The 18,805-nt window shown below is 71.7% G+C and carries 24 protein-coding genes and 1 pseudogene; 14 read left to right on the forward strand and 11 right to left on the reverse strand.

Annotation, left to right across the window (positions count from 1 at the left end):
- Window positions 1–14 precede the first annotated feature (14 nt).
- The 3 genes from AB0383_RS22540 to AB0383_RS22550 all read left to right on the forward strand — a co-directional run bounded on the left by AB0383_RS22540 (window position 15) and on the right by AB0383_RS22550 (window position 3,909).
- On the forward strand, window positions 15–1,040 hold the full coding sequence (locus AB0383_RS22540; protein WP_364170830.1) for an LLM class F420-dependent oxidoreductase: 1,026 nt from the start codon (window positions 15–17) through the stop codon (window positions 1,038–1,040).
- A gap of 134 nt (window positions 1,041–1,174) precedes the next feature.
- Window positions 1,175–2,494 (forward strand): MFS transporter, encoded by a 1,320-nt coding sequence (locus tag AB0383_RS22545; protein ID WP_366188436.1) that lies wholly within the window; start codon window positions 1,175–1,177, stop codon window positions 2,492–2,494.
- Window positions 2,491–3,909, forward strand: a complete 1,419-nt coding sequence (locus AB0383_RS22550) for an aminotransferase class V-fold PLP-dependent enzyme (RefSeq protein ID WP_366188437.1) — start codon at window positions 2,491–2,493, stop codon at window positions 3,907–3,909. The genes AB0383_RS22545 and AB0383_RS22550 overlap by 4 nt, the downstream gene beginning before the upstream one ends.
- A 40-nt stretch (window positions 3,910–3,949) precedes the next feature.
- Here AB0383_RS22550 and AB0383_RS22555 read toward each other — a convergent pair whose 3' ends face one another.
- The 9 genes from AB0383_RS22555 to AB0383_RS22595 form a co-directional block, all read right to left on the reverse strand.
- Entirely contained in the window at window positions 3,950–4,222 is a 273-nt protein-coding gene (locus AB0383_RS22555; RefSeq protein ID WP_220240918.1) for a DUF6295 family protein, read from the reverse strand.
- A 27-nt stretch (window positions 4,223–4,249) separates the two neighbouring features.
- On the reverse strand, window positions 4,250–4,993 hold the full coding sequence (locus AB0383_RS22560; protein ID WP_364170824.1) for a dienelactone hydrolase family protein: 744 nt from the start codon (window positions 4,991–4,993) through the stop codon (window positions 4,250–4,252).
- On the reverse strand, window positions 4,990–6,717 hold the full coding sequence (locus AB0383_RS22565) for an MFS transporter (RefSeq protein ID WP_364170822.1): 1,728 nt from the start codon (window positions 6,715–6,717) through the stop codon (window positions 4,990–4,992). The genes AB0383_RS22560 and AB0383_RS22565 overlap by 4 nt, the downstream gene beginning before the upstream one ends.
- Window positions 6,714–6,968 (reverse strand): MarR family winged helix-turn-helix transcriptional regulator, encoded by a 255-nt coding sequence (locus AB0383_RS22570; protein ID WP_364170820.1) that lies wholly within the window; start codon window positions 6,966–6,968, stop codon window positions 6,714–6,716. The genes AB0383_RS22565 and AB0383_RS22570 overlap by 4 nt, the downstream gene beginning before the upstream one ends.
- The gene (locus tag AB0383_RS22575; RefSeq protein ID WP_364170818.1) at window positions 6,965–7,156 is read right to left on the reverse strand and encodes a hypothetical protein; all 192 of its coding nucleotides are present in this window, start codon (window positions 7,154–7,156) and stop codon (window positions 6,965–6,967) included. The genes AB0383_RS22570 and AB0383_RS22575 overlap by 4 nt, the downstream gene beginning before the upstream one ends.
- A gap of 214 nt (window positions 7,157–7,370) precedes the next feature.
- On the reverse strand, window positions 7,371–8,465 hold the full coding sequence (locus AB0383_RS22580; protein WP_364170816.1) for a GTP-binding protein: 1,095 nt from the start codon (window positions 8,463–8,465) through the stop codon (window positions 7,371–7,373).
- On the reverse strand, window positions 8,462–8,620 hold the full coding sequence (gene rpmF / locus AB0383_RS22585) for a 50S ribosomal protein L32 (RefSeq protein WP_364170814.1): 159 nt from the start codon (window positions 8,618–8,620) through the stop codon (window positions 8,462–8,464). The genes AB0383_RS22580 and rpmF overlap by 4 nt, the downstream gene beginning before the upstream one ends.
- Window positions 8,620–8,883, reverse strand: a complete 264-nt coding sequence (locus AB0383_RS22590) for a type B 50S ribosomal protein L31 (protein ID WP_364170812.1) — start codon at window positions 8,881–8,883, stop codon at window positions 8,620–8,622. The genes rpmF and AB0383_RS22590 overlap by 1 nt, the downstream gene beginning before the upstream one ends.
- Complete coding sequence (locus AB0383_RS22595; RefSeq protein WP_364170810.1) at window positions 8,880–10,139, reverse strand: GTP-binding protein; 1,260 nt, start codon at window positions 10,137–10,139, stop codon at window positions 8,880–8,882. The genes AB0383_RS22590 and AB0383_RS22595 overlap by 4 nt, the downstream gene beginning before the upstream one ends.
- 78 nt (window positions 10,140–10,217) lie before the next feature.
- Here AB0383_RS22595 and rpmB point away from each other — a divergent pair, with 78 nt between their 5' ends.
- From rpmB to cobA, 6 genes and pseudogenes are all read left to right on the forward strand, one after another.
- Window positions 10,218–10,454: a 50S ribosomal protein L28 gene (rpmB, locus tag AB0383_RS22600; protein WP_364170808.1), complete on the forward strand. Its 237-nt coding sequence runs from the start codon at window positions 10,218–10,220 to the stop codon at window positions 10,452–10,454.
- Window positions 10,455–10,622, forward strand: a complete 168-nt coding sequence (gene rpmG / locus AB0383_RS22605) for a 50S ribosomal protein L33 (RefSeq protein WP_220240903.1) — start codon at window positions 10,455–10,457, stop codon at window positions 10,620–10,622. It abuts the gene before it with no gap.
- The gene (rpsN, locus tag AB0383_RS22610; protein WP_364170805.1) at window positions 10,622–10,927 is read left to right on the forward strand and encodes a 30S ribosomal protein S14; all 306 of its coding nucleotides are present in this window, start codon (window positions 10,622–10,624) and stop codon (window positions 10,925–10,927) included. Before rpmG ends, rpsN begins: the two co-directional genes overlap by 1 nt.
- Window positions 10,928–10,932: 5 nt before the next feature.
- On the forward strand, window positions 10,933–11,169 hold the full coding sequence (gene rpsR, locus AB0383_RS22615) for a 30S ribosomal protein S18 (RefSeq protein ID WP_364170803.1): 237 nt from the start codon (window positions 10,933–10,935) through the stop codon (window positions 11,167–11,169).
- 40 nt (window positions 11,170–11,209) lie between these two features.
- A pseudogene (locus AB0383_RS22620) lies at window positions 11,210–11,601 on the forward strand (ankyrin repeat domain-containing protein).
- 28 nt (window positions 11,602–11,629) lie between these two features.
- Complete coding sequence (gene cobA / locus AB0383_RS22625) at window positions 11,630–12,856, forward strand: uroporphyrinogen-III C-methyltransferase (RefSeq protein ID WP_364170801.1); 1,227 nt, start codon at window positions 11,630–11,632, stop codon at window positions 12,854–12,856.
- A gap of 10 nt (window positions 12,857–12,866) precedes the next feature.
- Here cobA and AB0383_RS22630 read toward each other — a convergent pair whose 3' ends face one another.
- Window positions 12,867–13,742 carry an alpha/beta fold hydrolase gene (locus tag AB0383_RS22630; protein WP_364170799.1) on the reverse strand — a complete coding sequence of 292 codons (876 nt, stop codon included), beginning with the start codon at window positions 13,740–13,742 and terminating at the stop codon, window positions 12,867–12,869.
- A 113-nt stretch (window positions 13,743–13,855) separates the two neighbouring features.
- On the opposite strand from AB0383_RS22630, the gene AB0383_RS22635 reads away from it, so the two are divergent.
- On the forward strand, window positions 13,856–14,698 hold the full coding sequence (locus AB0383_RS22635) for a crotonase/enoyl-CoA hydratase family protein (protein WP_364170796.1): 843 nt from the start codon (window positions 13,856–13,858) through the stop codon (window positions 14,696–14,698).
- A gap of 34 nt (window positions 14,699–14,732) precedes the next feature.
- Window positions 14,733–16,451, forward strand: coding sequence for an AMP-binding protein (locus AB0383_RS22640; protein WP_364170794.1), 1,719 nt, complete (start codon window positions 14,733–14,735; stop codon window positions 16,449–16,451).
- Window positions 16,452–16,478: 27 nt separating this feature from the next.
- Here the strand turns inward: AB0383_RS22640 and AB0383_RS22645 are convergent, their stop codons facing one another.
- Window positions 16,479–16,985: a hypothetical protein gene (locus tag AB0383_RS22645; protein WP_364170792.1), complete on the reverse strand. Its 507-nt coding sequence runs from the start codon at window positions 16,983–16,985 to the stop codon at window positions 16,479–16,481.
- Between the two features lie 323 nt (window positions 16,986–17,308).
- Here AB0383_RS22645 and AB0383_RS22650 point away from each other — a divergent pair, with 323 nt between their 5' ends.
- From AB0383_RS22650 to gcvH, 3 genes are all read left to right on the forward strand, one after another.
- Window positions 17,309–17,560: a hypothetical protein gene (locus AB0383_RS22650; protein ID WP_220240887.1), complete on the forward strand. Its 252-nt coding sequence runs from the start codon at window positions 17,309–17,311 to the stop codon at window positions 17,558–17,560.
- A gap of 193 nt (window positions 17,561–17,753) precedes the next feature.
- Window positions 17,754–18,347: a CDP-alcohol phosphatidyltransferase family protein gene (locus AB0383_RS22655; RefSeq protein ID WP_364170790.1), complete on the forward strand. Its 594-nt coding sequence runs from the start codon at window positions 17,754–17,756 to the stop codon at window positions 18,345–18,347.
- A 46-nt stretch (window positions 18,348–18,393) separates the two neighbouring features.
- Complete coding sequence (gene gcvH, locus AB0383_RS22660) at window positions 18,394–18,777, forward strand: glycine cleavage system protein GcvH (protein ID WP_364170788.1); 384 nt, start codon at window positions 18,394–18,396, stop codon at window positions 18,775–18,777.
- Window positions 18,778–18,805 lie beyond the last annotated feature (28 nt).

Genomic DNA, 18,805 nt, shown 5'->3' on the forward strand with positions numbered 1-18,805 from the left:
GCACGGAGGGCCGCATGAAGCTGGGTTACCACCTCGGGTACTGGGGGAGCGGCCCGACGCCGGGCGCGCTGGAGGCCGTGCTCGAGGCCGAGCGCCTCGGGTTCGACTCGGTGTGGTCGGCGGAGGCCTACGGCTCCGACGCGTTCACCCCGCTCGCCTGGGCCGGTGCGTCGACCAGCCGCGTGAAGCTCGGCACGAACATCGTGCAGATGTCCGCGCGCACGCCCACCGCCACCGCGATGACGGCGCTGACGCTCGACCACCTCTCCGGCGGCCGGTTCGTGCTCGGGCTCGGTGCGTCGGGCCCGCAGGTGGTGGAGGGCTGGTACGGCCAGCCGTACCCGAAGCCGTTGGCCCGCACGCGCGAGTACGTGGCGATCATCCGCCAGGTGCTGGCGCGCGAGGCACCCGTGACGTTCGACGGGCAGTTCTACCAGTTGCCACTGCAAGGAGGAGCGGGGCTGGGCAAAGCGCTCAAGCCGACCGTGCACCCGCTGCGCGCAGACCTCCCGATCTACCTCGCGGCCGAAGGACCCAAGAACGTCGCGCTGTCGGCGGAGATCTGCGACGGCTGGCTGCCGCTGTTCTTCTCGCCCAAGGCCGACGCGTTCTACCGGGCCGCGCTCGCCGAGGGGTTCGCCCGGCCGGGCGCCCGGCGCAAGCCCGAGGACTTCGAGGTGCCCGCTTCGGTACCGGTGATCGTCCACGACGACGTGGAGGAGGCGGCGAGCTGGATCAAGCCGGCGCTCGCGTTGTACATCGGCGGCATGGGCGCCAAGGCTGTGAACTTCCACCACGACGTGTTCGCGCGCCTGGGTTACGAGGAGGTGGCCGACAAGGTACAGGAGCTCTACCTCGCCGGGCGCAAGGACGAGGCCGTCGCCGCGATCCCGACGTCGCTCGTGGAGGACACCTCGCTCGTCGGCCCGGCCGCGAAGATCCGCGAGGAGCTCGCTGCCTGGGAGGACACTGTGGTCACGACGCTGCTGCTGCGCGGCGACGCGGGATCGCTGGCGAAGGTGGCCGAAGCCCTGTCGTGAGCAGGGCACGGGGCGAGGTCGGCCCGGTACGCGCGGTGCATTACGACGGTGGCACGATTCCTCCCGACCACTACCGGGGAACGGCGAAGATCCACTAGGTATTGCGTTCGTCGGACCGCCTTCGAGGAGGACCCTTGGCGCCGCTGCCCCGCCGGACGCGTTTTCGCTACTCGCTCGGCTCGTTCGTCACCGGATCTTTCGGCACGGTGCCGGGACTGCTCCTGCTGCCCTACCTCACCGACACGATGGCGGTGCCCGCCGCGGCGGCCGGCGTGATCGTGTTCGTGCCGAAGGCGTGGGACGTGATCTTCAACCCGGTGGCGGGCCGCCTGTCCGACGCCGACCTGGTGCGCAGCGGCAGCCGGCGGCGGTTCCTGCTGGGCGGCGGCATCGGCGTCGCGATCTTGTTCTTCGCGTTGTTCGCGCACCCCGGGTTCGGCAAGCCCGCGATCGACGCGACCTACGTGGTGATCGTGTTCTTCCTGTGTGCCACCGCGTACGCGTTCTTCCAGGTGCCGTTCAACGCGCTGCCGGCCGAGCTCACGGACTCGGCCGAGGAACGCACGAAACTCACCAGCGTGCGCATCGGCGTGCTGGCCGTGGCGATCCTCGTGTCCGGCGGCGCCGCCCCGGCGATCACCGACATCCTCGAAGGCGTGGCCGGCTACCGGGTGATGGGCCTCGTGATGGCCGTGATCATCCTGCTCGCCACCCTGGGTGTCTACTTCGGTCTGCGCGGCGCGCCCGTCGGTTCGCTGCGGCCCAACGCCGTGAGCTTCAAGCAGCTGATCCGCACGATCGCGCAGTGGCGCCCGTTCTGCTGGCTGATGGGCTCGTACTTCATCCAGGCGCTGGGCATCGGCACGGTGCTCGCCGCGATCCCGTATTTCGCCGAGCACGTGCTGGGCGACCCGAGCTACCGCACGGTGCTGTTCGTGGGCTTCGTCGGCCCGGCGCTGATCACGATGCCGCTGTGGCCGCGGCTGGGGCACCGTTGGGGCAAGCTCGTGGGCTTCCGCATCGCGACGGTCTCGTTCACCGTCGGCCTGCTCGGGATGCTGTTCGCCAAGGACATCCCGTTCGCGGTGACGATGGTGTTCGTCGCGCTGTCGGGCATCGGGTACGCCGGGATCTCCGTGTTCCCGCTGGCGATCCTGCCCGACCTCATCAGCGCCGAAGAGGAACGCACCGGCGAGACCCGCGCGGGCATCACGGCGGGCGTGTGGACGGCGTCGGAGACGCTGGGTCTGGCGCTCGGCCCGGGTCTGTTCGGGCTGGTGCTGCAGGCCGGCGGCTACGTGTCGAGCACCGACGCGACGACCGCGCAGCCGTCCTCGGCGATCACGGCCATCACCGTGGGCTCCTCGGTGCTGCCCGCGGTGCTCATCGCGCTGGCGATCCCGCTGCTGCGGCGCAAGGTGCTGGAGCCGCGGCCGGTGGAGCCGCAGCGGTGACCGACGTCCTGGCCGAGTTGCGGGAGCTGCGTGCGGGCGACCTGCCGACGCACGGCGGGCACACGCTCGCCTACGTCTACGACAGCGGCCTGTCCGAAGTGGACGAGATCGCAGCGGCCGCGCACGCGCTCGCGTCGTCGGCCAACGGGCTGGACCCCACGGCGTTCCCGAGCCTGCTGCGCCTGGAGAACGACCTCGTCGGGCGCGCGGCGGGGCTCCTGGGCGGAACCGCGGGAACGGTCGGCACGGTGACGTCCGGCGGCACCGAGTCGTGCCTGCTCGCGGTGCTGGCCGCGCGGGACGCCCGGCCGGACATCACCGCGCCGAGCATCGTGCTGCCCGACACCGCGCACGTGGCGTTCCACAAGGCGGCGCACCTGTTCGGGCTGCGCAAGATCATGGTGCCGGCCGACGCGAAGACCTTCCGTGCGGTGCCGGACGCCATGGCGGCGGCAATCGACGAGTCCACCGTGCTCGTCGTGGCGAGCGCGTCTTCCTACGCCCACGGCGTGGTCGACCCGATCCCGGAGATCGCGGCCGCCGCGGCCGCTCGCGGTGTGCGGATGCACGTGGACGCGTGCATCGGCGGCTGGGTGCTGCCGTATTTCGCGAAGCTGGGCGCGGACGTGCCGCCGTTCGACTTCCGCGTGCCGGGCGTCACGAGCATCTCGGTGGACCTGCACAAGTACGCCTACTGTGCGAAGGGCGTCTCGGTACTGCTGCACGCGAACGCCGAGCTGCGGCGCACGCACTACTTCGCCAGCGCGGCCTGGCCGGGCTACACGATGCTGAACCCGACGCTGCAGAGCACTCGCTCGGGCGGCCCGCTCGCGGCCGCGTGGGCCGTGGTGAACCACCTCGGCGAGGACGGCTACTTGCGCCTCGCGGAGGTGACGCGCGAGGCCGTGACCCGGATCCGTGTGGGGGTCGAGACCCTGCCGGGCCTGCGGATCCTGGGTGACCCGGACTCGACGCTGATCGCCTTCGCCACGACCGGCACCGCCGACGACGGGTTCGATCTGTTCACGGTCGCGGACGAGATGAAGGTGCGTGGCTGGTACGTGCAGCCGCAGTTCGCGCACGGCGGCTCGCCGCTGAACCTGCACCTCACGATCACGGCCGCGAACCACGGCAGCGAGGCGGAGTTCCTCGCGGACCTGACCGCCTCGGTCGCCTCGGCCCGCGAAGCCGGTCCGACGTCAGTGGACCCGGACGTGGCCGCGTTCGTGGCCGCACTGGACCCGGAAACCTTGACGGCGGAGCAGTTCGCGGGCCTGCTCGCCGCGGCCGGCCTCGTCGGCGACGCCGGCCTGCCCGAGCGCATGGCACCGATCAACGCACTGCTGGCGACGGCGGCGGAACCGCTGCGGGAACGGCTGCTGCTGGAGTTCCTCGGCGCGCTCTACACGCCCTGACCGGCTGGCCCGGGCCTGAACCCGGGACAGCCGGTGCGGCTCATTGGTTGCGCGAGGCCAGCCCGGCCGGCGCGGAGGCCAGCGCGGTGTGGATCGCGTCGGCGAGGGCGAGCGCGTCTTCTTCGGTCAGTTCCAGCGCGACGCGCGCGGCCGGGCCCATTGCCGGGTTCCGGAAGTCGATGTTCACGGTGTGGGCGAAGCGGGCGTGCGTCGGGTGGTCGACGTAGACGGTGGCTTCGTTGACGCTGTGCCAGCCGGTCGCGCTCTTGCCGCTGCCCTCCACGGCGAACTTCTCGGTGAGGTAGGTGCACATGGGAAACGTCCTTCCTGCGAAGCGGAATCAGGCCGCGAGGTGCCGGCCGTAGAAGTCGAGGATCTTGGCCCAGCCGTCCACGGCGGCCTCCGGTCGGTAGCTCGGGCGGTCGACGGCGAAGAACGCGTGGCCGGCGCCGGTGTAGGTGTGGAACTCGTGCTCCTTGCCGAGGCGGTCGAGCTCGGCGGCGAGCTTCGCGGTCTCCTCGGGGGCGGGGTACTGGTCGTCGGCGCCGAAGATGCCGAGCAGCGGGGCCGACAGCTGCGGCGCGAGGCCCAGCAGCGGCTTCATCGACGCGGGCATGCCGGCCGGCGGCTCGTTCACCACGAACGCGCCGTAGCAGTCCACCGCCGCGTCGACCTGGGTCGAGCACGCGACGAGGAATGTCTGGCGGCCGCCGGAGCAGTGGCCGATCACGCCGATCTTGCCGTTGGCGCCGTCCAGCGCCTTGAGGTACGCGGCCGCACCTTCGACGTCGCCGACGAGGCGCTCGTCGGGCACGCCGCCGTTGGCGCGGACGGTCGCGGCGGCGTCGTCCGGGCTCGCGCCCGGCGCCTCGCGCGAGTACAGGTTCGGGCACAGCGCCGCGAAACCCTCGGCGGCGAAGCGGCGCACCATCTCCTTGGTCGCCGGGTCGTAGCCGGGCATGTGGTGGATCACCACGACGCCGCCGCGCGGAGCGGGGTCGAGCGGGCGCGCCAGGTACGCCTCGATCTCGTCACCGCCGTGGCCGGTGATCGTGACGGTGCCGGCGGTGAGCGTGTCGTTCATCCGTTCTCCTTGTCCGGGGTGCTTCGTTGCTCGCCCGCGCGCGGGGCGAGGTCGGGGTGGAAGTAGCGCTTGCCGCGCGACACCGAGGCGAGGCCCGCGACGAGCGCCATCACGGCGGCCGCCGTGAAGACCGTGACCAGTCCGTTGTGGAACGGGCCGGAGATGAGCTGCGGGAAGAACTCCTTGCCGGTCAGCGCCGCCGAGTCGCTCGGCGACAGTCCGGAAAGGACACCCGGACCGAGCAGGTGCGCCACCGGGTTGCTGCCGAGGAACGCCGCGAACAGTGTGCTCACGGGCGGCAGCTGGGCGACGTTCGCCGCCACGTCGGCGGGCACGCCGTGGGCCTGCAGCCCGCTGGTGAGTGTGGCGGGCAGCGAGCCGGCCAGGCCCGCGATCATCAGCGAGAAGAACACGCCGATCGACAGCGCGGTGCCGGAGTTCTGGAACGTCGAGCGCATGCCCGACGCGACGCCGCGCTGGTGGTCGGCGACGCTGCTCATGATCGCCGAGGTGTTGGGCGCCGAGAACATCCCCTGCCCGATCCCGCTGATCACGAGCAGCAGCGCGAACACGGGGTAGGAGAAGTCGACCGGCAGCGCCAGCAGGCCGAGGAACGACCCGGCGACGAGCACGAGCCCGCCGGTGGAGAACAGCCGCGCGCCGAACCGGTCGGACAGGTAGCCCGACATCGGGCCGGCGATGAGGAACCCGACCGTGAGCGGCAGCAAGTAGATCCCGGCCCACAGCGGGGTTTTCTCGTACTCGTACCCGTGCAGCGGCAGCCAGATGCCCTGCAGCCAGATGATCAGCATGAACTGCAGCCCGCCGCGCGCGATCGACGTGAGCAGCACCGCGAGGTTGCCCGCGGTGAAGGCCCGGATCCGGAACAGCGAGAGCTGGAACATCGGTTCCTTCACGCGTGTCTCGATCACGCCGAACGCGATGAGCAGCAGCACTCCGGTGCCGATGCCGCCCAGCACCCACGGGCTGCCCCAGCCGGTGGCCGCCCCGCCGTAGGGCTGGATGCCGTAGGTGATCGCGGCGAGCAGCACACCGGTGCCGAGGGCGAAAGTGACGTTGCCGCCCCAGTCGACGCGCGCCCGGCGCGGCTTGCCGATCTCGCGCAGGCTGCGGATCGACCACACCGTGCCGAGGATGCCGAACGGCACGCTCACCCAGAACACCGCGCGCCAGTCGATCTCCGCGAGCAGGCCGCCCGCGACGAGACCGAGGAACTGCCCGGCCAGCGCCGTGATCTGGTTGATGCCGAGCGCCATACCGCGTTGCTCGCGTGGGAACGCGTCGGTGAGGATCGCCGCGGAGTTGGCCGTGAGCATGGACCCGCCGACGGCTTGGACGATGCGCCAGCCGATCAGCCACAGCGCGCCCCGCCCGCCGTGGAACGGGTCGAACGACAGCGCCACCGAGGCGACACTGAAGATCACGAACCCGACGTTGTACATCTTCACGCGGCCGAACATGTCGCCGAGGCGCCCGAGCGTGACCACGAGCACCGCCGACACCAGCAGGTAGCCCAGGATCATCCAGAGCAGGTAGCCGATGTTGCCCGGCGCGAGCGGGTCGAGCCCGATGCCGCGGAAGATCGCGGGCAGCGAGATGATCACGATCGACCCGTCGAGCGCCGACATGAGCACGCCGAGGGTGGTGTTGGAGAGCGCGACCCACTTGTAGCGGTCTCCGCGGCTGGTGGTTGTGGTTGTCACAGTTGGTCTGCCAGGCGTTCGAGCAACGGGATCACCTCGAGTAGTCGGCGGCGTTCCTCGGCGCTGAAGCCGCCGGCGAGGGCTTGGGCGACGCGCTGGGTGCTCAGGGAGCGCCGGTCGGTCAGGAGCTTCCGGCCGGTCGCGGTCACGGCCATCAGGACGCGGCGGCCGTCGGCGGCGTCGGGGCTTCGGCTCACGAGCCCGCGTTCGACGAGCCCGGCCAGGGTCGCGCCCATGGCCTGCGGCTTCACCCGCTCCTGCTCGCCAGGTAGCCGGGCGTCGAGGGCCCGTCGCGGTCGAGCCGTGAGAGCACGGAGCTTTCCGAGAGCGTGGCCTCGCCCGCCACGTAGCCCTGCCGCATCCGCCGCACCAGCCGCCCGAGCGCGACCCTCAGGTCGGCGGCGGCCTCCACGAGATCTTTGGTGATCCGATCCGGCACATTAGTCAACCTAGACTGATAAACCTGGATTGATCAACCTTCGCGAAACACCCCTAACCCCACCGAATCGCCCAGTTCAGACGTGGTGTGTCCGGCGTGGACCGAGCGTGATCCGCATGATGACGCGGGCGGTGAACGATCAAGGAACTCCCGGGAACACGAAGGCCGCGCGACCGTTGTGATCCAGGTCGCGCGGCCTTCGGTGCGTCTGTCCTCAGTGGACGTGCACGGGCTCCCATCCGGGGAAGGGATCAGCCGTCACCGGCTCGTTGGTCAGGCACGCCTCGAGCGCGGCCAGCAGCGGGCCGCCGGCGAGCCCGACGCCGATGAAGACCAGCTCCTGCCGCGGCGCGTCGGTCACGCCCTGCGGTTCGAACCGCGCCACCGAGCCCGCCTGCGACCACAGGCCGAGCACGCCCGGTCGCGACGCGAGCGTGAAGAACCCCTTGGAGCGCAACACCGTGCCGAACTCGCCCGAGTCGAGGCGGGTCGTGACGAAGTCCCACAGCGGCGCCGGGTCGAACGCCCGGGTGGCGCGGAACACGACGCTGGAGATGCCGTACTCCTCGGTCTCCGGCACGTGGTCGCCGTTGAGCTCCGCGACCCAGCCCGGGGCCTGCTGCGCCCGCAGCGGGTCGTGGCGGCCGGTGCCGACCACCCGCCCGAGCGGCACCCGGCCGAACTGCGCCGTCACCACGTCGGCGCCCGGGTTGAGCCGGCGCAGCGCCGCCACCAGCCGGTCGGCCTCGGCGGGGGAGACGAGGTCGGTTTTGTTCAGCAGCAGCACGTCGGCGAACTCGACCTGGTCCACGAGCAGGTCGCTGACCGTGCGCTCGTCGCCCTCGTACTGGTCGAGGCGGCGTTCGGCCAGCGAGTCGCCACCGGCCAGCTCACGGCCGAAGTTCACGGCGTCGACCACGGTCACCATCGTGTCCAGCCGGGCCCCGGAGAGCGCCGGTGTGCCGACGTCGCCGGGGAAGGAGAACGTGGCGGCGACCGGCATCGGCTCGGAGATCCCGCTCGACTCGATGAGCAGGTGGTCGAACCGTCCTTCCGCCGTCAGGCGCGTGACCTCGTCGAGCAGGTCCTCGCGCAGGGTGCAGCAGATGCACCCGTTGGTCAGCTCGACCAGGCGCTCCTCGGTGCGGGAGACGCTGTCGCGCACGAGGGCCGCATCGATGTTGACCTCGCTCATGTCGTTCACGATCACCGCCACCCGCAGGCCTTCGCGGTTGGCGAGGATGTGGTTGAGCAGCGTCGTCTTGCCCGCGCCGAGGAACCCCGACAGGACGGTGACGGGTACGCTCACCGGTCGAGCCGCTGGAAGTGCTTGATCAGGCGGCGCGGCACGAGCTTGCGCTCGCCGTCGACCGTGATCGGCACCAGGTCGGGCACCGCGGCCTTCCATTGCGCACGGCGGGCGCGGGTGTTGCTGCGTGACTTCTTCCGCTTCGGCGCGGCCATCAGCGCGCACCGCCCTTCTCGCGACGGCCGTAACGGCGGTGGAACTTCTCGACCTGGCCCGCGGAGTCGACGATCCGCTGGTTGCCGGTCCAGAACGGGTGCGACCACGAGCTGATGTCCACGACCACGAGCGGGTAAGTGTTGCCGTCCCTCCACTCGATCGTCCGCTCGGACGTGGCGGTGGAGCGGGTGAGGAACGCGTCGCCCGTGGACGAGTCGCGAAACACCACCGGGTGGTAGTCGGGGTGGATGCCGGGTTTCACTGCGGTTCTTCCTTTCGGTTCGCGGCGTTGACGTGCCGCTCTTCGTCTTCGTCGTCGGTTTCGGTGGCCTCGCACGGGTCTTCGTGCCACTCGCCGAACGGGTCGGGGTAGCTGCGCCAGGCAGCTTCCCCCTCGGCCAGCTCGGCGTCGGTCAGCAGCGCGGCGTGCAGCGCGTCCTCGATTTCCTTCGGCGGCACCAGATCCGTGACGACCACGAGCTCCTGCGCGCGGTCGCCGTGCACCGGGTGCCAGCGCAGCGACGCGAGCGTGCGGCGTTCGGGGGAGACCTCGGCCCAGTCCGGGCCGTCGGGCGAGGCCAGCCACGGCCCGGCGTGCCCGATCGCGAGGCCGCCGCCCGCCGACTCGAGCCAGAACGCGATGTCGGGCTGGCTCGCGACCCACGCGCGGCCGCGGGTGCGGATCACGCCGCCCAGCAGCGTGTCGATCGCCTCGTGCAGGCGCTCGGGGTGGAACGGCCGCTGCGAGGTGAAGGTGAGCACCTCGATCCCGCAGTCGGCGTGCAGCGGCGGCTGGCCCCGCAGGAGCGCGCCGTGCAGGTCGACCACCTCGCCGCGCCGCGATTGCGCGGGCACGGCGGCGAACAGCAGCCCGGCGTTCGCGCCCTTCAGGACGACCCGCGGGACCGACGGTGCGACGCGGTCGAGCACGGCCGCGGTCTTCGCGGCGCACCACGCGTCGGGCACTTCGCCCGCGAGCACCAGCACGTCGGCGAACTCCACCTGCGCGAGCGCGACCTGCGCGACGCTCCGGTCGTCCTCGGGGCTGCCCAGCAGGCCGCGTTCCAGGAGCAGTTCGTCGCCGGAGGCGTCGGCGAGCCAGGCGGCGCGGTCGACGGTGGTGAACACGGCCTCGATCTCGACGTCGTCGCTCACGGGCCGGTCGCCGACCAGCACGTTGGCGATCGCCCAGCTCACGGGCTCGGGTTCCATGGCCTCGTCGAGGCGCAGCACGATCCGGTCCACCTCCGGCAACCGGGCGAGCCGGCGCAGCAGCGGCAGGAGGTCTTCGCGCAGCGTGCAGTTCACACAGCCGTGGGCCAGTTCCAGTGCGGTGAGCTGGTCGCGGGGGCCGAGGCGGATCCGCCTGCGGACGACACCGCTGCCGATCTGCCGCAGGTCGTGGTGGACCACGGCGACGCCGGGGCCGGCGCGGCGCAGCAGTTCGGCGAGCTCGTCGTTGCCTTCGGCGGCGAGCCCGCTGACGAGCACGAGCGGGACACGCGGGTGTGGGGTCACTGAAGCTCCAGTCGACGGGACGGGGTACGGTGGCCAGCGTAATTGAAAACGAATATCACTATCAACTCGGGAGGGTCCGTGTCAGCCGTGTGCCAGGTCACCGGCCGCAAGCCGGGCTACGGCAAGCAGGTCTCGCACTCGCACCGCCGCACGTCACGGCGCTGGGAGCCGAACCTGCAGTCCCGCCGCTACTTCGTGCCGAGCCTCGGCCGGACCGTGCGGCTCAAGGTGTCGGCGAAGGGCATGAAGACGATCGACAAGCGCGGGATCGACGCGGTCGTCGCGGAACTGGCCGCGAAGGGGGTGAAGATCTAGATGGCGAAGAGCACCGACGTCCGGCCGATCATCAAGCTGCGCTCCACCGCGGGCACCGGCTACACGTACGTCACGAAGAAGAACCGGCGCAACGACCCCGACCGGATGGTCCTGCGCAAGTACGACCCGGTGGTGCGCAAGCACGTCGAGTTCAAGGAAGAGCGCTGATGGCGAAGAAGTCGAAGATCGCGAAGAACGAGCAGCGGAAGGTGATCGCCGCCCGCTACGTCGAGAAGCGCCGGGCGCTCAAGGCCGTGATCGCCTCGCCGCGCTCGTCGGCGCAGGACAAGGCCGACGCGGTGGTGGCGTTGCAGCGCATGCCGCGCGACGCGAGCGCCACGCGCATCCGCAACCGCGACACCGCCGACGGCCGCCCGCGCGGGTACCTGCGCAAGTTCGGCCTGTCGCGCGTGCGGATGCGGCAGATGGCGCACAACGGCGAGCTGCCCGGCGTCTCGAAGTCGAGCTGGTGAGCCGCATGCCGAAGCACGAACGCGTGCCGCGCAAGCGGGCGAACCCGTTGCACGCGCGCGGGATCACGGCCGTCGACTGGAAGGACATCGACCTGCTGCGGACCTTCATCTCCGACCGCGGCAAGATCCGCGCCCGCCGCGTGACGGGGCTGACGCCTAAGCAGCAGAAGCAGGTGGCCTCGGCCATCAAGAACGCGCGGGAGATGGCTCTGCTGCCCTACCCGAACTCCGCCCGGGGTTGACCGCCCGGCGTCCCGGGAGCCGGCGTGCCAGACTCGGCGCATGGCTTCCGGGACGCCGTCGGACGAGGAGCTCGACCTGTGGGCCCGCGTGTTCACCATGGCGCGTGAGGGCGACACGGAGCGCCTCGCCGCCTACGTCGAGGCCGGCATTCCCGCGAACCTCACCAACGACCGCGGCGACACCCTGGTGATGCTCGCCGCCTACCACGGGCACGCGGAGACGGTGGCCGCGCTGCTCGCGCGCGGCGCGGATCCGAACCGGGTCAACGACCGGGGCCAGAGCCCGCTCGCCGGCGCCGTGTTCAAGGACGAGCTCGAGGTCGTGAAGGCGCTGTGGCGGGTGGTGCCGACCCGCGGGCGGGCACGCCGTCCGCGGTCGAGGCGGCGACGATGTTCGGCAACACCGGGCTGCTGGCCCTGCTGCAGAGCTGAGCGGGCCGGGCAGGCAGACTTTCGGGCTATGGACGACCCGCACTACCTCTCCGGACTCCAGCTCGCCGGCCGCCGCGTCGTGATGGTCGGGGGCGGCTCGGTCGCCCAGCGCCGCCTCCCGCGGCTCATCCGCGCGGGCGCGCGGGTGGAGCTGGTCTCGCCCCACACCACGCCGTCGGTCAGCGCGATGGCCGACGCGGGCGAGCTGGTCTGGCACGAGCGCCGCTACGCCGAGGGCGACCTCGCCGACGCCTGGTACGCGCTCGCCTGCACCGACGACCCCGAGGTCAATGCCGCGGTGTGCGCCGAGGCCGAACGCGAGCGCGTGTTCTGCGTGCGTGCCGACGAGGGGGAGTCCGGCAGCGCCGTGACCCCGGCTTCGGGCCGCCACGGCGGGCTGCTGTTCGGCGTCCTGTCCGGCGGTGAGCCGCTGCGCTCGGCCGCCGTGCGCGACAGCATCCTCGACGCCCTGCACGCCGGCACCGTCAAGGATGCTGCCGGCGGCCGCGCGCCGCGAGACACCGATACCGAGCTGCCGGGCGTCGCCCTGGTCGGCGGCGGTCCGGGCGACCCGGACCTGATCACCGTCCGCGGCCGCCGGCTGCTCTCGCGCGCCGACGTGGTGGTCGTCGACCGGCTCGCGCCGCGCGAGCTGCTGGACGAGCTCGCGCCCGAGGTCGAGGTCGTCGACGCGGCGAAGATCCCGTACGGCCGCGCCGCGAGCCAAGACGTGATCAACAGCACGCTGATCGAGAAGGCCAAGGAGGGGAAGTTCGTCGTCCGGCTCAAGGGTGGCGACCCCTACCTGTTCGGTCGCGGGTTCGAGGAGGTCCTGGCCTGCGCCGAGGCGGGCGTGCCGGTGACCATGGTCCCGGGTATCACGAGTGCGTTCGCGGTCCCCGCCGTGGCCGACGTGCCGGTCACCCACCGCGGCGTCGCCCACGAGGTCGTGGTCGTCTCGGGCCACGTCGCCCCCGGCGACCCGCGCTCGCTGGTCGACTGGTCCCTGCTGGCCGGCCTGCGCGGCACGATCGTGCTGATGATGGGCGTCGAACGCCTGCCCCAGTTCGCGTCGGCGCTGCTGGACGGCGGCCGCCCGGCCGACACGCCGGTCGCCATCGTCGAAGACGGCACCATGCGCACGCAGCGCACTCTGCGCTCCACGCTGGGGAAGGTGGCCGGCGAAGCGGCCGCCGCGGGTGTCCGCCCGCCGGCGGTGATCGTGTTCGGCCCGGTGGCCGGCCTCGCGAAGTGACCAGGCCGGGTCAGCTTTCGTAGCAGCGCTCGGCGAAGTCGGTGATCGCCGAGGTCAGGCGCTTCGGGTCGGAGCGGAGCTCGACCGGGCTGCGCGCCTGGACGAACTCCGCACCGGGCATGTCGGCGGCCAGGGTGTCGGCGTCGCCGAAGGGGTGGATCGGGTCGCCTTCGTGGCCGATCACCAGCGCGGGCGTGGTGATGGCCCGGCGCACCGACTTCGGCGGCGCGATGCGGCCGAACAGCACGCCGTGCAGGAGCGCGGCCATCGGCTCGGGCTGCTGGGTCAGGGTGTCGGTGACGACGTCGACCCACTGGCTGCCGTGGGGCACGAGGTTGGCGGCCAGCGCGACTCCGCGCACGGTCACGGGCAGGAAGCGCGCGGCGAACAGCAGCGGGGCGAACGTGAGCAGCCCGGCGACGATCGCGTTGTCCAGCACTGGCATCTCCACGACCAGCCCGCGGGCGCGGGACGGCTGCGCGACCGCCACCTCGAGCGCCACGTTCGCGCCGAGCGACGTCCCGCCGAGCACGGCTTCGTCCAGGCCGAGGTGGTCGAGCAGCGCCACGGCCTGCTCCCCGAACGCCGGCATCGAGTAGCGCCACGACTCGGTCGGCCGGTCGGACTCGCCGTGGCCCAGCAGGTCGAGGGTGATCACGCGGAAGCCCGAGCGGGCGAGCCGGCGGGCCAGGGGCGCGTGCATGCGGCGGGTGAACATGATGCCGTGCATCAGGACCACCACGCGCTCGCCCGAGCCGTACTCGGTATAGGCCAGGCGGTGGCCGTCGCAGGTGAACGAGCCGGACAGCTCGATCGGACGCGAGCGGCGCGCCGGCGGGGGATCCGCCGGCAGGTCGTCGACGGCAAGAACAGGGGCCGGGGCCATGCGCCACCTTCCTCTCGTGGTCGAGGGCCGCTTCGATCTCTCGTGCCCCTCCCAGGAAAGCATCCCGCGACCGAATTGGCACAGCGTCAACCGGATGGTTCAAGATGACAGGCATGACCGCACCTGCCGACTCCCTGCCCGAGCTCGTCTCGCTGAAGGTCGACCTCGACGGCCACGTCGCCGAAGTCACCCTGCTCGGCCCGGCGAAGGGCAACGCCATGGGCCCCGACTTCTGGCGCGAGCTGCCGCTGGTCTTCGCCGCCCTCGACGCCGACCCGCGCGTGCGCGCGATCGTGCTCACCGGCAGCGGCACGAACTTCTCCTACGGCCTCGACCTGCCTGCGATGATGGGCGGCTGGGCCCCGATGCTCGCCGGCGACGCGCTGGCCGGCCCGCGCACGGACTTCCACCGCGAGGTCCGCCGCCTGCAGGAGTCCGTGAGCTCGATCGCCGAGTGCCGCAAGCCCGTGATCGCCGCCGTGTCCGGCTGGTGCATCGGCGGCGGCGTCGACGTGATCAGCGCCGCCGACGTGCGCCTGGCCAGCGCCGACGCGAAGTTCAGCGTGCGCGAGGTGAAGGTCGCGATCGTCGCCGACCTCGGCAGCCTGCAACGGCTGGCCACGATCGTCGGCGAGGGCCACGTGCGCGAGCTCGCCCTGACAGGCAAGGACGTCGACGCTGCGCGCGCCGAGAAGATCGGCCTGGTCAACGACGTCTACCCCGACTCCGACACACTGCTGGCCGAGGCCCGCAAGCTCGCCGCCGAGATCGCGGCGAACCCGCCGCTGGTCGTGCAGGGCACCAAGCAGGTGCTCGCCGCCAACACCGAGCGCCAGGTCGCCGAGGGCCTGCGGTACGTCGCGGCGTGGAACTCCGCGTTCCTCCCGAGCAAGGACCTCGCCGAGGCCGTGCAGGCGTTCATGGAGCGCCGCGCGCCCGAGTTCAAGGGCGAGTAGAACAGGCACGTACGCGAGCACGAGGGAGCACGACGTGAGCAATGGCGCTTCGGGGAACCAGCGGGCCGGCGAGGCCCACCAGGTCTTTCGGGAGGCGCGGGACTACCTCCAGTCCCACCGCGAGGACTACGACACCGCCGTCCGGGGGTTCGCGTGGCCGCAGCCCGCGGAGTTCAACTGGGCCCTCGACTGGTTCGACGTGGTGGCCCGCGACCCGGCGAACGCGCAGCGGTACGCGCTCTGGATCGTCGAGGAGGACGGTACCGAGAACCGCTGGACCTACCCGGAGATGGCCGCCCGCTCGGACCAGGTCGCCACGTGGCTGCGCCGCCTCGGCGTCTCGCGCGGCGACCGGCTGATTCTCATGCTGGGCAACCAGGGCGAGTTGTGGGAGACGATCCTCGCCGCGATCAAGCTCGGCGCCGTGATCATCCCGGCCTCGACGCTGCTCGGCCCGGCCGACCTCGTCGACCGCGTGGAGCGCGGCAAGGCCAAGCACGTGGTGGTGCGCTCGGCCGACGCGCCGAAGTTCGCCGACGTGGCGGGCGACTACACGCGCATCGCCGTCGGCGAGCCGGTCGAGGGCTGGCACGCCTATGCCACCGCGTACGCCGAGCCGGCCGGTTTCACCCCCGAAGGCGTGACGGCCGCGGGCGACCCGCTGCTGCTCTACTTCACCTCGGGCACCACGGCGAAGCCGAAGCTCGTGCAGCACACGCACGTGTCGTACCCGGTCGGGCATCTGTCCACAATGTACTGGATCGGTCTCGAACCGGGCGACGTGCACCTGAACATCTCCTCGCCCGGCTGGGCGAAACACGCGTGGAGCAACGTGTTCGCGCCGTGGAACGCCGAGGCCACGGTGTTCCTGTACAACTACACGCGCTTCGACGCCACGGCGCTCATGGCGCAGATGGATCGCTGCGGGGTCACGAGCTTCTGCGCGCCGCCCACGGTGTGGCGCATGCTCATCCAGGCCGACCTCACGGCGCTGAAAACCCCGCCGCAGAAGGTGGTCGGCGCCGGCGAGCCGCTCAACCCCGAGGTGATCGAGCAGATCGAGAAGGCCTGGGGCGTCACCATCCGCGACGGGTTCGGCCAGACCGAGAGCAGCGTGCAGATCGCCAACACTCCCGGCCAGGATGTGGTTCCCGGCTCGATGGGCCGGCCGCTGCCGGGCTTCGTGGTCGCGCTGGTCGACCCGGTCACCGGCGAGCGCGCCGCGGAAGGCGAGATCTGCCTCGACCTCGCGCACCGGCCGGTCGGCCTGATGACGGGCTACGCGGACGACGACGAGCGCACCTCGGAAGCCTTCCGCGACGGCTACTACCACACGGGTGACGTCGGTTCGGTCGACGAACGCGGCTACATCACCTATGTCGGGCGCACCGACGACGTGTTCAAGGCGTCGGACTACCGGATCTCGCCGTTCGAGCTGGAGAGCGTGCTGCTGGAGCACGAAGCCGTCGCCGAGGCCGCCGTGGTGCCCGCGCCGGACCCGATCCGGCTCGCCGTGCCGAAGGCCTACGTCGTGCTGGCCGCGGGCCACGAGGCCACCGCGGACACCGCGCGTGCGATCCTGGCCTACGCGCGGGAGCACCTCGCCCCGTACAAGCGGATCCGGCGCCTGGAGTTCGCCGAGCTGCCGAAGACGATCTCCGGCAAGATCCGCCGCGTCGAGCTGCGCGGGCGCGAGAACACCCGCCCCGAGGGCGAGTACCGCGAGGACGACTTCCCGGACCTCAAGGCCTGAGCCGTGCGGCCGTCGTCCCCCTCGGCTTCACTCCGAGGGGACGACGGCCGCGAACACCGTCTGCTCGCCCTTGCTGCACGTCGTGCCGCCCTGCGCCGCCGGCGGGCCGGAGGTGCACAGCCAGCCCGACACGGTGTCGTTGACGGCGTCGTTGGACCCCGTGTCCTGCCGGCCGGCGATCTTCGCGTGGAAGTCGCGCACGAGCGCCATGGCCTCGGCGCACGGCACCCCGCCCGCCCGGCTGTCGAACACGTACAGGGTCAGCCCGCTCGCGGCCGTCACGGTGCCGCAGGACCCCGGGACGGCCGGCGTGGTGCTCGGGGCCCGAGTGTGCGTGCTCGGCGGCGCCTGTGTCGTTTCAGGCGGCGGGGGAGGAACCGAGTGCGCCGACGAGGTCGTCGGTGGGGGCGTGGTCGCGGACGGTGGCGGCGGTACCGCCGCCCGGGGCTCGGGTTCCCCCGAACAGGCGGCGAGCGCCGGCAGCACGAGCCAGGCCGCGAGCAGCGGCCGCCACGCGGGCTTCGACGGGGGCACCGGGGTCCTTTCGCCAGAGGTCTTCCCGGCATTCTGGCCCGCCGCCGGCGCCGTGACCCGCACCGACACCCGGCGCGGCGGGCGGAGGTTACCGGAACCGGGGCTTCCGCCTCGCCGGGCTCCCGCGAAAGTCTGTCTATTGTGGACGGTTAACATCGCGTTCACGAAGTGAGACACCGGGAACCGCTCGCTCACCGATCGGACGAATCTCCGGCGCGGACGTTAACGTCTGGCGCTCTCGGACCGAAATAGGTGAGGAGCGCCCCGGCGCGTTCCCGTCCCCGATCACCCGCCGACCCCGAGAGACAAGAGCACCGCACAGCATGACCACCGAAACGGCCAGCGAGCCCGCCATCCCGTCAGCGTCCGCCCTCACCGACCCGTCCGAGCGGCCCACTGAGACCACTCCGCCCACCGCGCCCTGCAGCGTGGTGTGGTGCTGCGGCCGCCCGTACGTCCTCGAAGGCCGAGCCGGCCGAGCCCGCTGGGTCGGCAACGACGACCGCGGCCGCCCCGAGCGCCTCAGCAGCGCGGAGCTGCAGCGCCGCGGCTGGAGCCACCGCCGCGCCGGCTGAGCACCGCCGCGGCTTTCCCGGCCGACCACCTCGAAGCCCCACTGCCGGAGAGCCGACAGCTTGAGGGCCCACGGCTTCGATGCCCGACGGCTTTTCCACCCACAGCCCCGCGGTCGGGTCGCGCGCCACGAACCCGCGACCCGACCGCGTGACCACCGGCGTCGGCGCCGGTCCTCACCTCTAGGCTGAGCGAGTGACCACGGTCCCCGAGCCCAAGACGGAGCCTTCCCTGCTGCGGCAGGCGTTCAACGTCCCCAACCTCCTGTCGCTGCTGCGGCTCGCGGGCGTGCCCGTGTTCCTCTGGCTGCTGCTCGGCCCGAAGGAGGACGGCTGGGCGCTCGCGCTGCTCGTCTTCTCGGCGCTGACCGACTGGCTCGACGGCAAGCTCGCCCGCTGGCTCGACCAGATGTCGCGGCTGGGCCAGCTTCTCGACCCCGCCGCGGACCGGCTCTACATCCTCGCGACCCTCGTCGCGTTCCTCATCCGCGACATCATCCCGTGGTGGGTCGTCGTGCCGCTCGTGCTGCGCGAGGCAGTGCTCGCGGTCTGCGTGCTCGTGCTCCGCCGCAGCGGATTCGCGCCGCCCGAGGTGACCTACATCGGCAAGGGCGCGACCTTCGTGCTCATGTACGCCTTCCCGTTCCTGCTGCTCACGCAGGGCGGCTCGACCGTGGCCGTGGTGGCCCGGCCGATCGCCTACGCCTTCATGGTCTGGGGCGGGGTGCTCTACGTCTGGTCCGGCGCGCTCTATGTCGCGCAGGCAGTGCGCGCGCTTCGCAGCCGGTGATGGAAGACTGCCCGCGACGAAGTCGGTTCGAGGAAGGGGAGGGGCGTTGACCACTCCAGAAGAGCTGCGTTACACCGAAGAACACGAGTGGGTGGCCACGCGTGAGGGTGCGCTGGTCCGCGTGGGCATCACGGAGTACGCCCAGGACCAGCTCGGCGACGTGGTGTTCGTCGACCTGCCCGAGGTCGGCAAGCACGTCGACGCGGGCGACGTCTTCGGCGAGGTGGAGTCCACCAAGAGCGTCTCGGAGCTGTTCGCGCCGGTCGACGGCGAGATCGTCGCGGTGAACGCCGCGGTCTCCGATTCGCCCGAGTTGATCAACTCCGACCCGTACGGCGAGGGCTGGCTCGTGGAGATCCGCCTCACCGACCCCGCGGGGCTCGACGCCCTGCTCGAAGCCGAGGCGTACCAGGCGCTCATCACCGGCTGAGTCGGGTTCGGCCTGGCCCGGGGGTTCC

This window comes from Amycolatopsis sp. NPDC051373 (assembly GCF_040689465.1).
GTDB lineage: Bacteria > Actinomycetota > Actinomycetes > Mycobacteriales > Pseudonocardiaceae > Amycolatopsis.

Excerpts from the sequence above, each read along its gene's own strand:
- AB0383_RS22540 (WP_364170830.1), top strand. The coding sequence starts at position 15 with ATGAAGCTGGGTTACCACCTCGGGTACTGGGGGAGCGGCCCGACGCCG.
- AB0383_RS22555 (WP_220240918.1), bottom strand. The coding sequence starts at position 4,222 with ATGTGCACCTACCTCACCGAGAAGTTCGCCGTGGAGGGCAGCGGCAAG.
- AB0383_RS22560 (WP_364170824.1), bottom strand. The coding sequence starts at position 4,993 with ATGAACGACACGCTCACCGCCGGCACCGTCACGATCACCGGCCACGGC.
- rpmF (WP_364170814.1), bottom strand. The coding sequence starts at position 8,620 with ATGGCCGCGCCGAAGCGGAAGAAGTCACGCAGCAACACCCGCGCCCGC.
- rpmG (WP_220240903.1), top strand. The coding sequence starts at position 10,455 with ATGGCGAAGAGCACCGACGTCCGGCCGATCATCAAGCTGCGCTCCACC.
- rpsN (WP_364170805.1), top strand. The coding sequence starts at position 10,622 with ATGGCGAAGAAGTCGAAGATCGCGAAGAACGAGCAGCGGAAGGTGATC.
- rpsR (WP_364170803.1), top strand. The coding sequence starts at position 10,933 with ATGCCGAAGCACGAACGCGTGCCGCGCAAGCGGGCGAACCCGTTGCAC.
- cobA (WP_364170801.1), top strand. The coding sequence starts at position 11,630 with ATGGACGACCCGCACTACCTCTCCGGACTCCAGCTCGCCGGCCGCCGC.
- AB0383_RS22630 (WP_364170799.1), bottom strand. The coding sequence starts at position 13,742 with ATGGCCCCGGCCCCTGTTCTTGCCGTCGACGACCTGCCGGCGGATCCC.
- AB0383_RS22635 (WP_364170796.1), top strand. The coding sequence starts at position 13,856 with ATGACCGCACCTGCCGACTCCCTGCCCGAGCTCGTCTCGCTGAAGGTC.
- AB0383_RS22650 (WP_220240887.1), top strand. The coding sequence starts at position 17,309 with ATGACCACCGAAACGGCCAGCGAGCCCGCCATCCCGTCAGCGTCCGCC.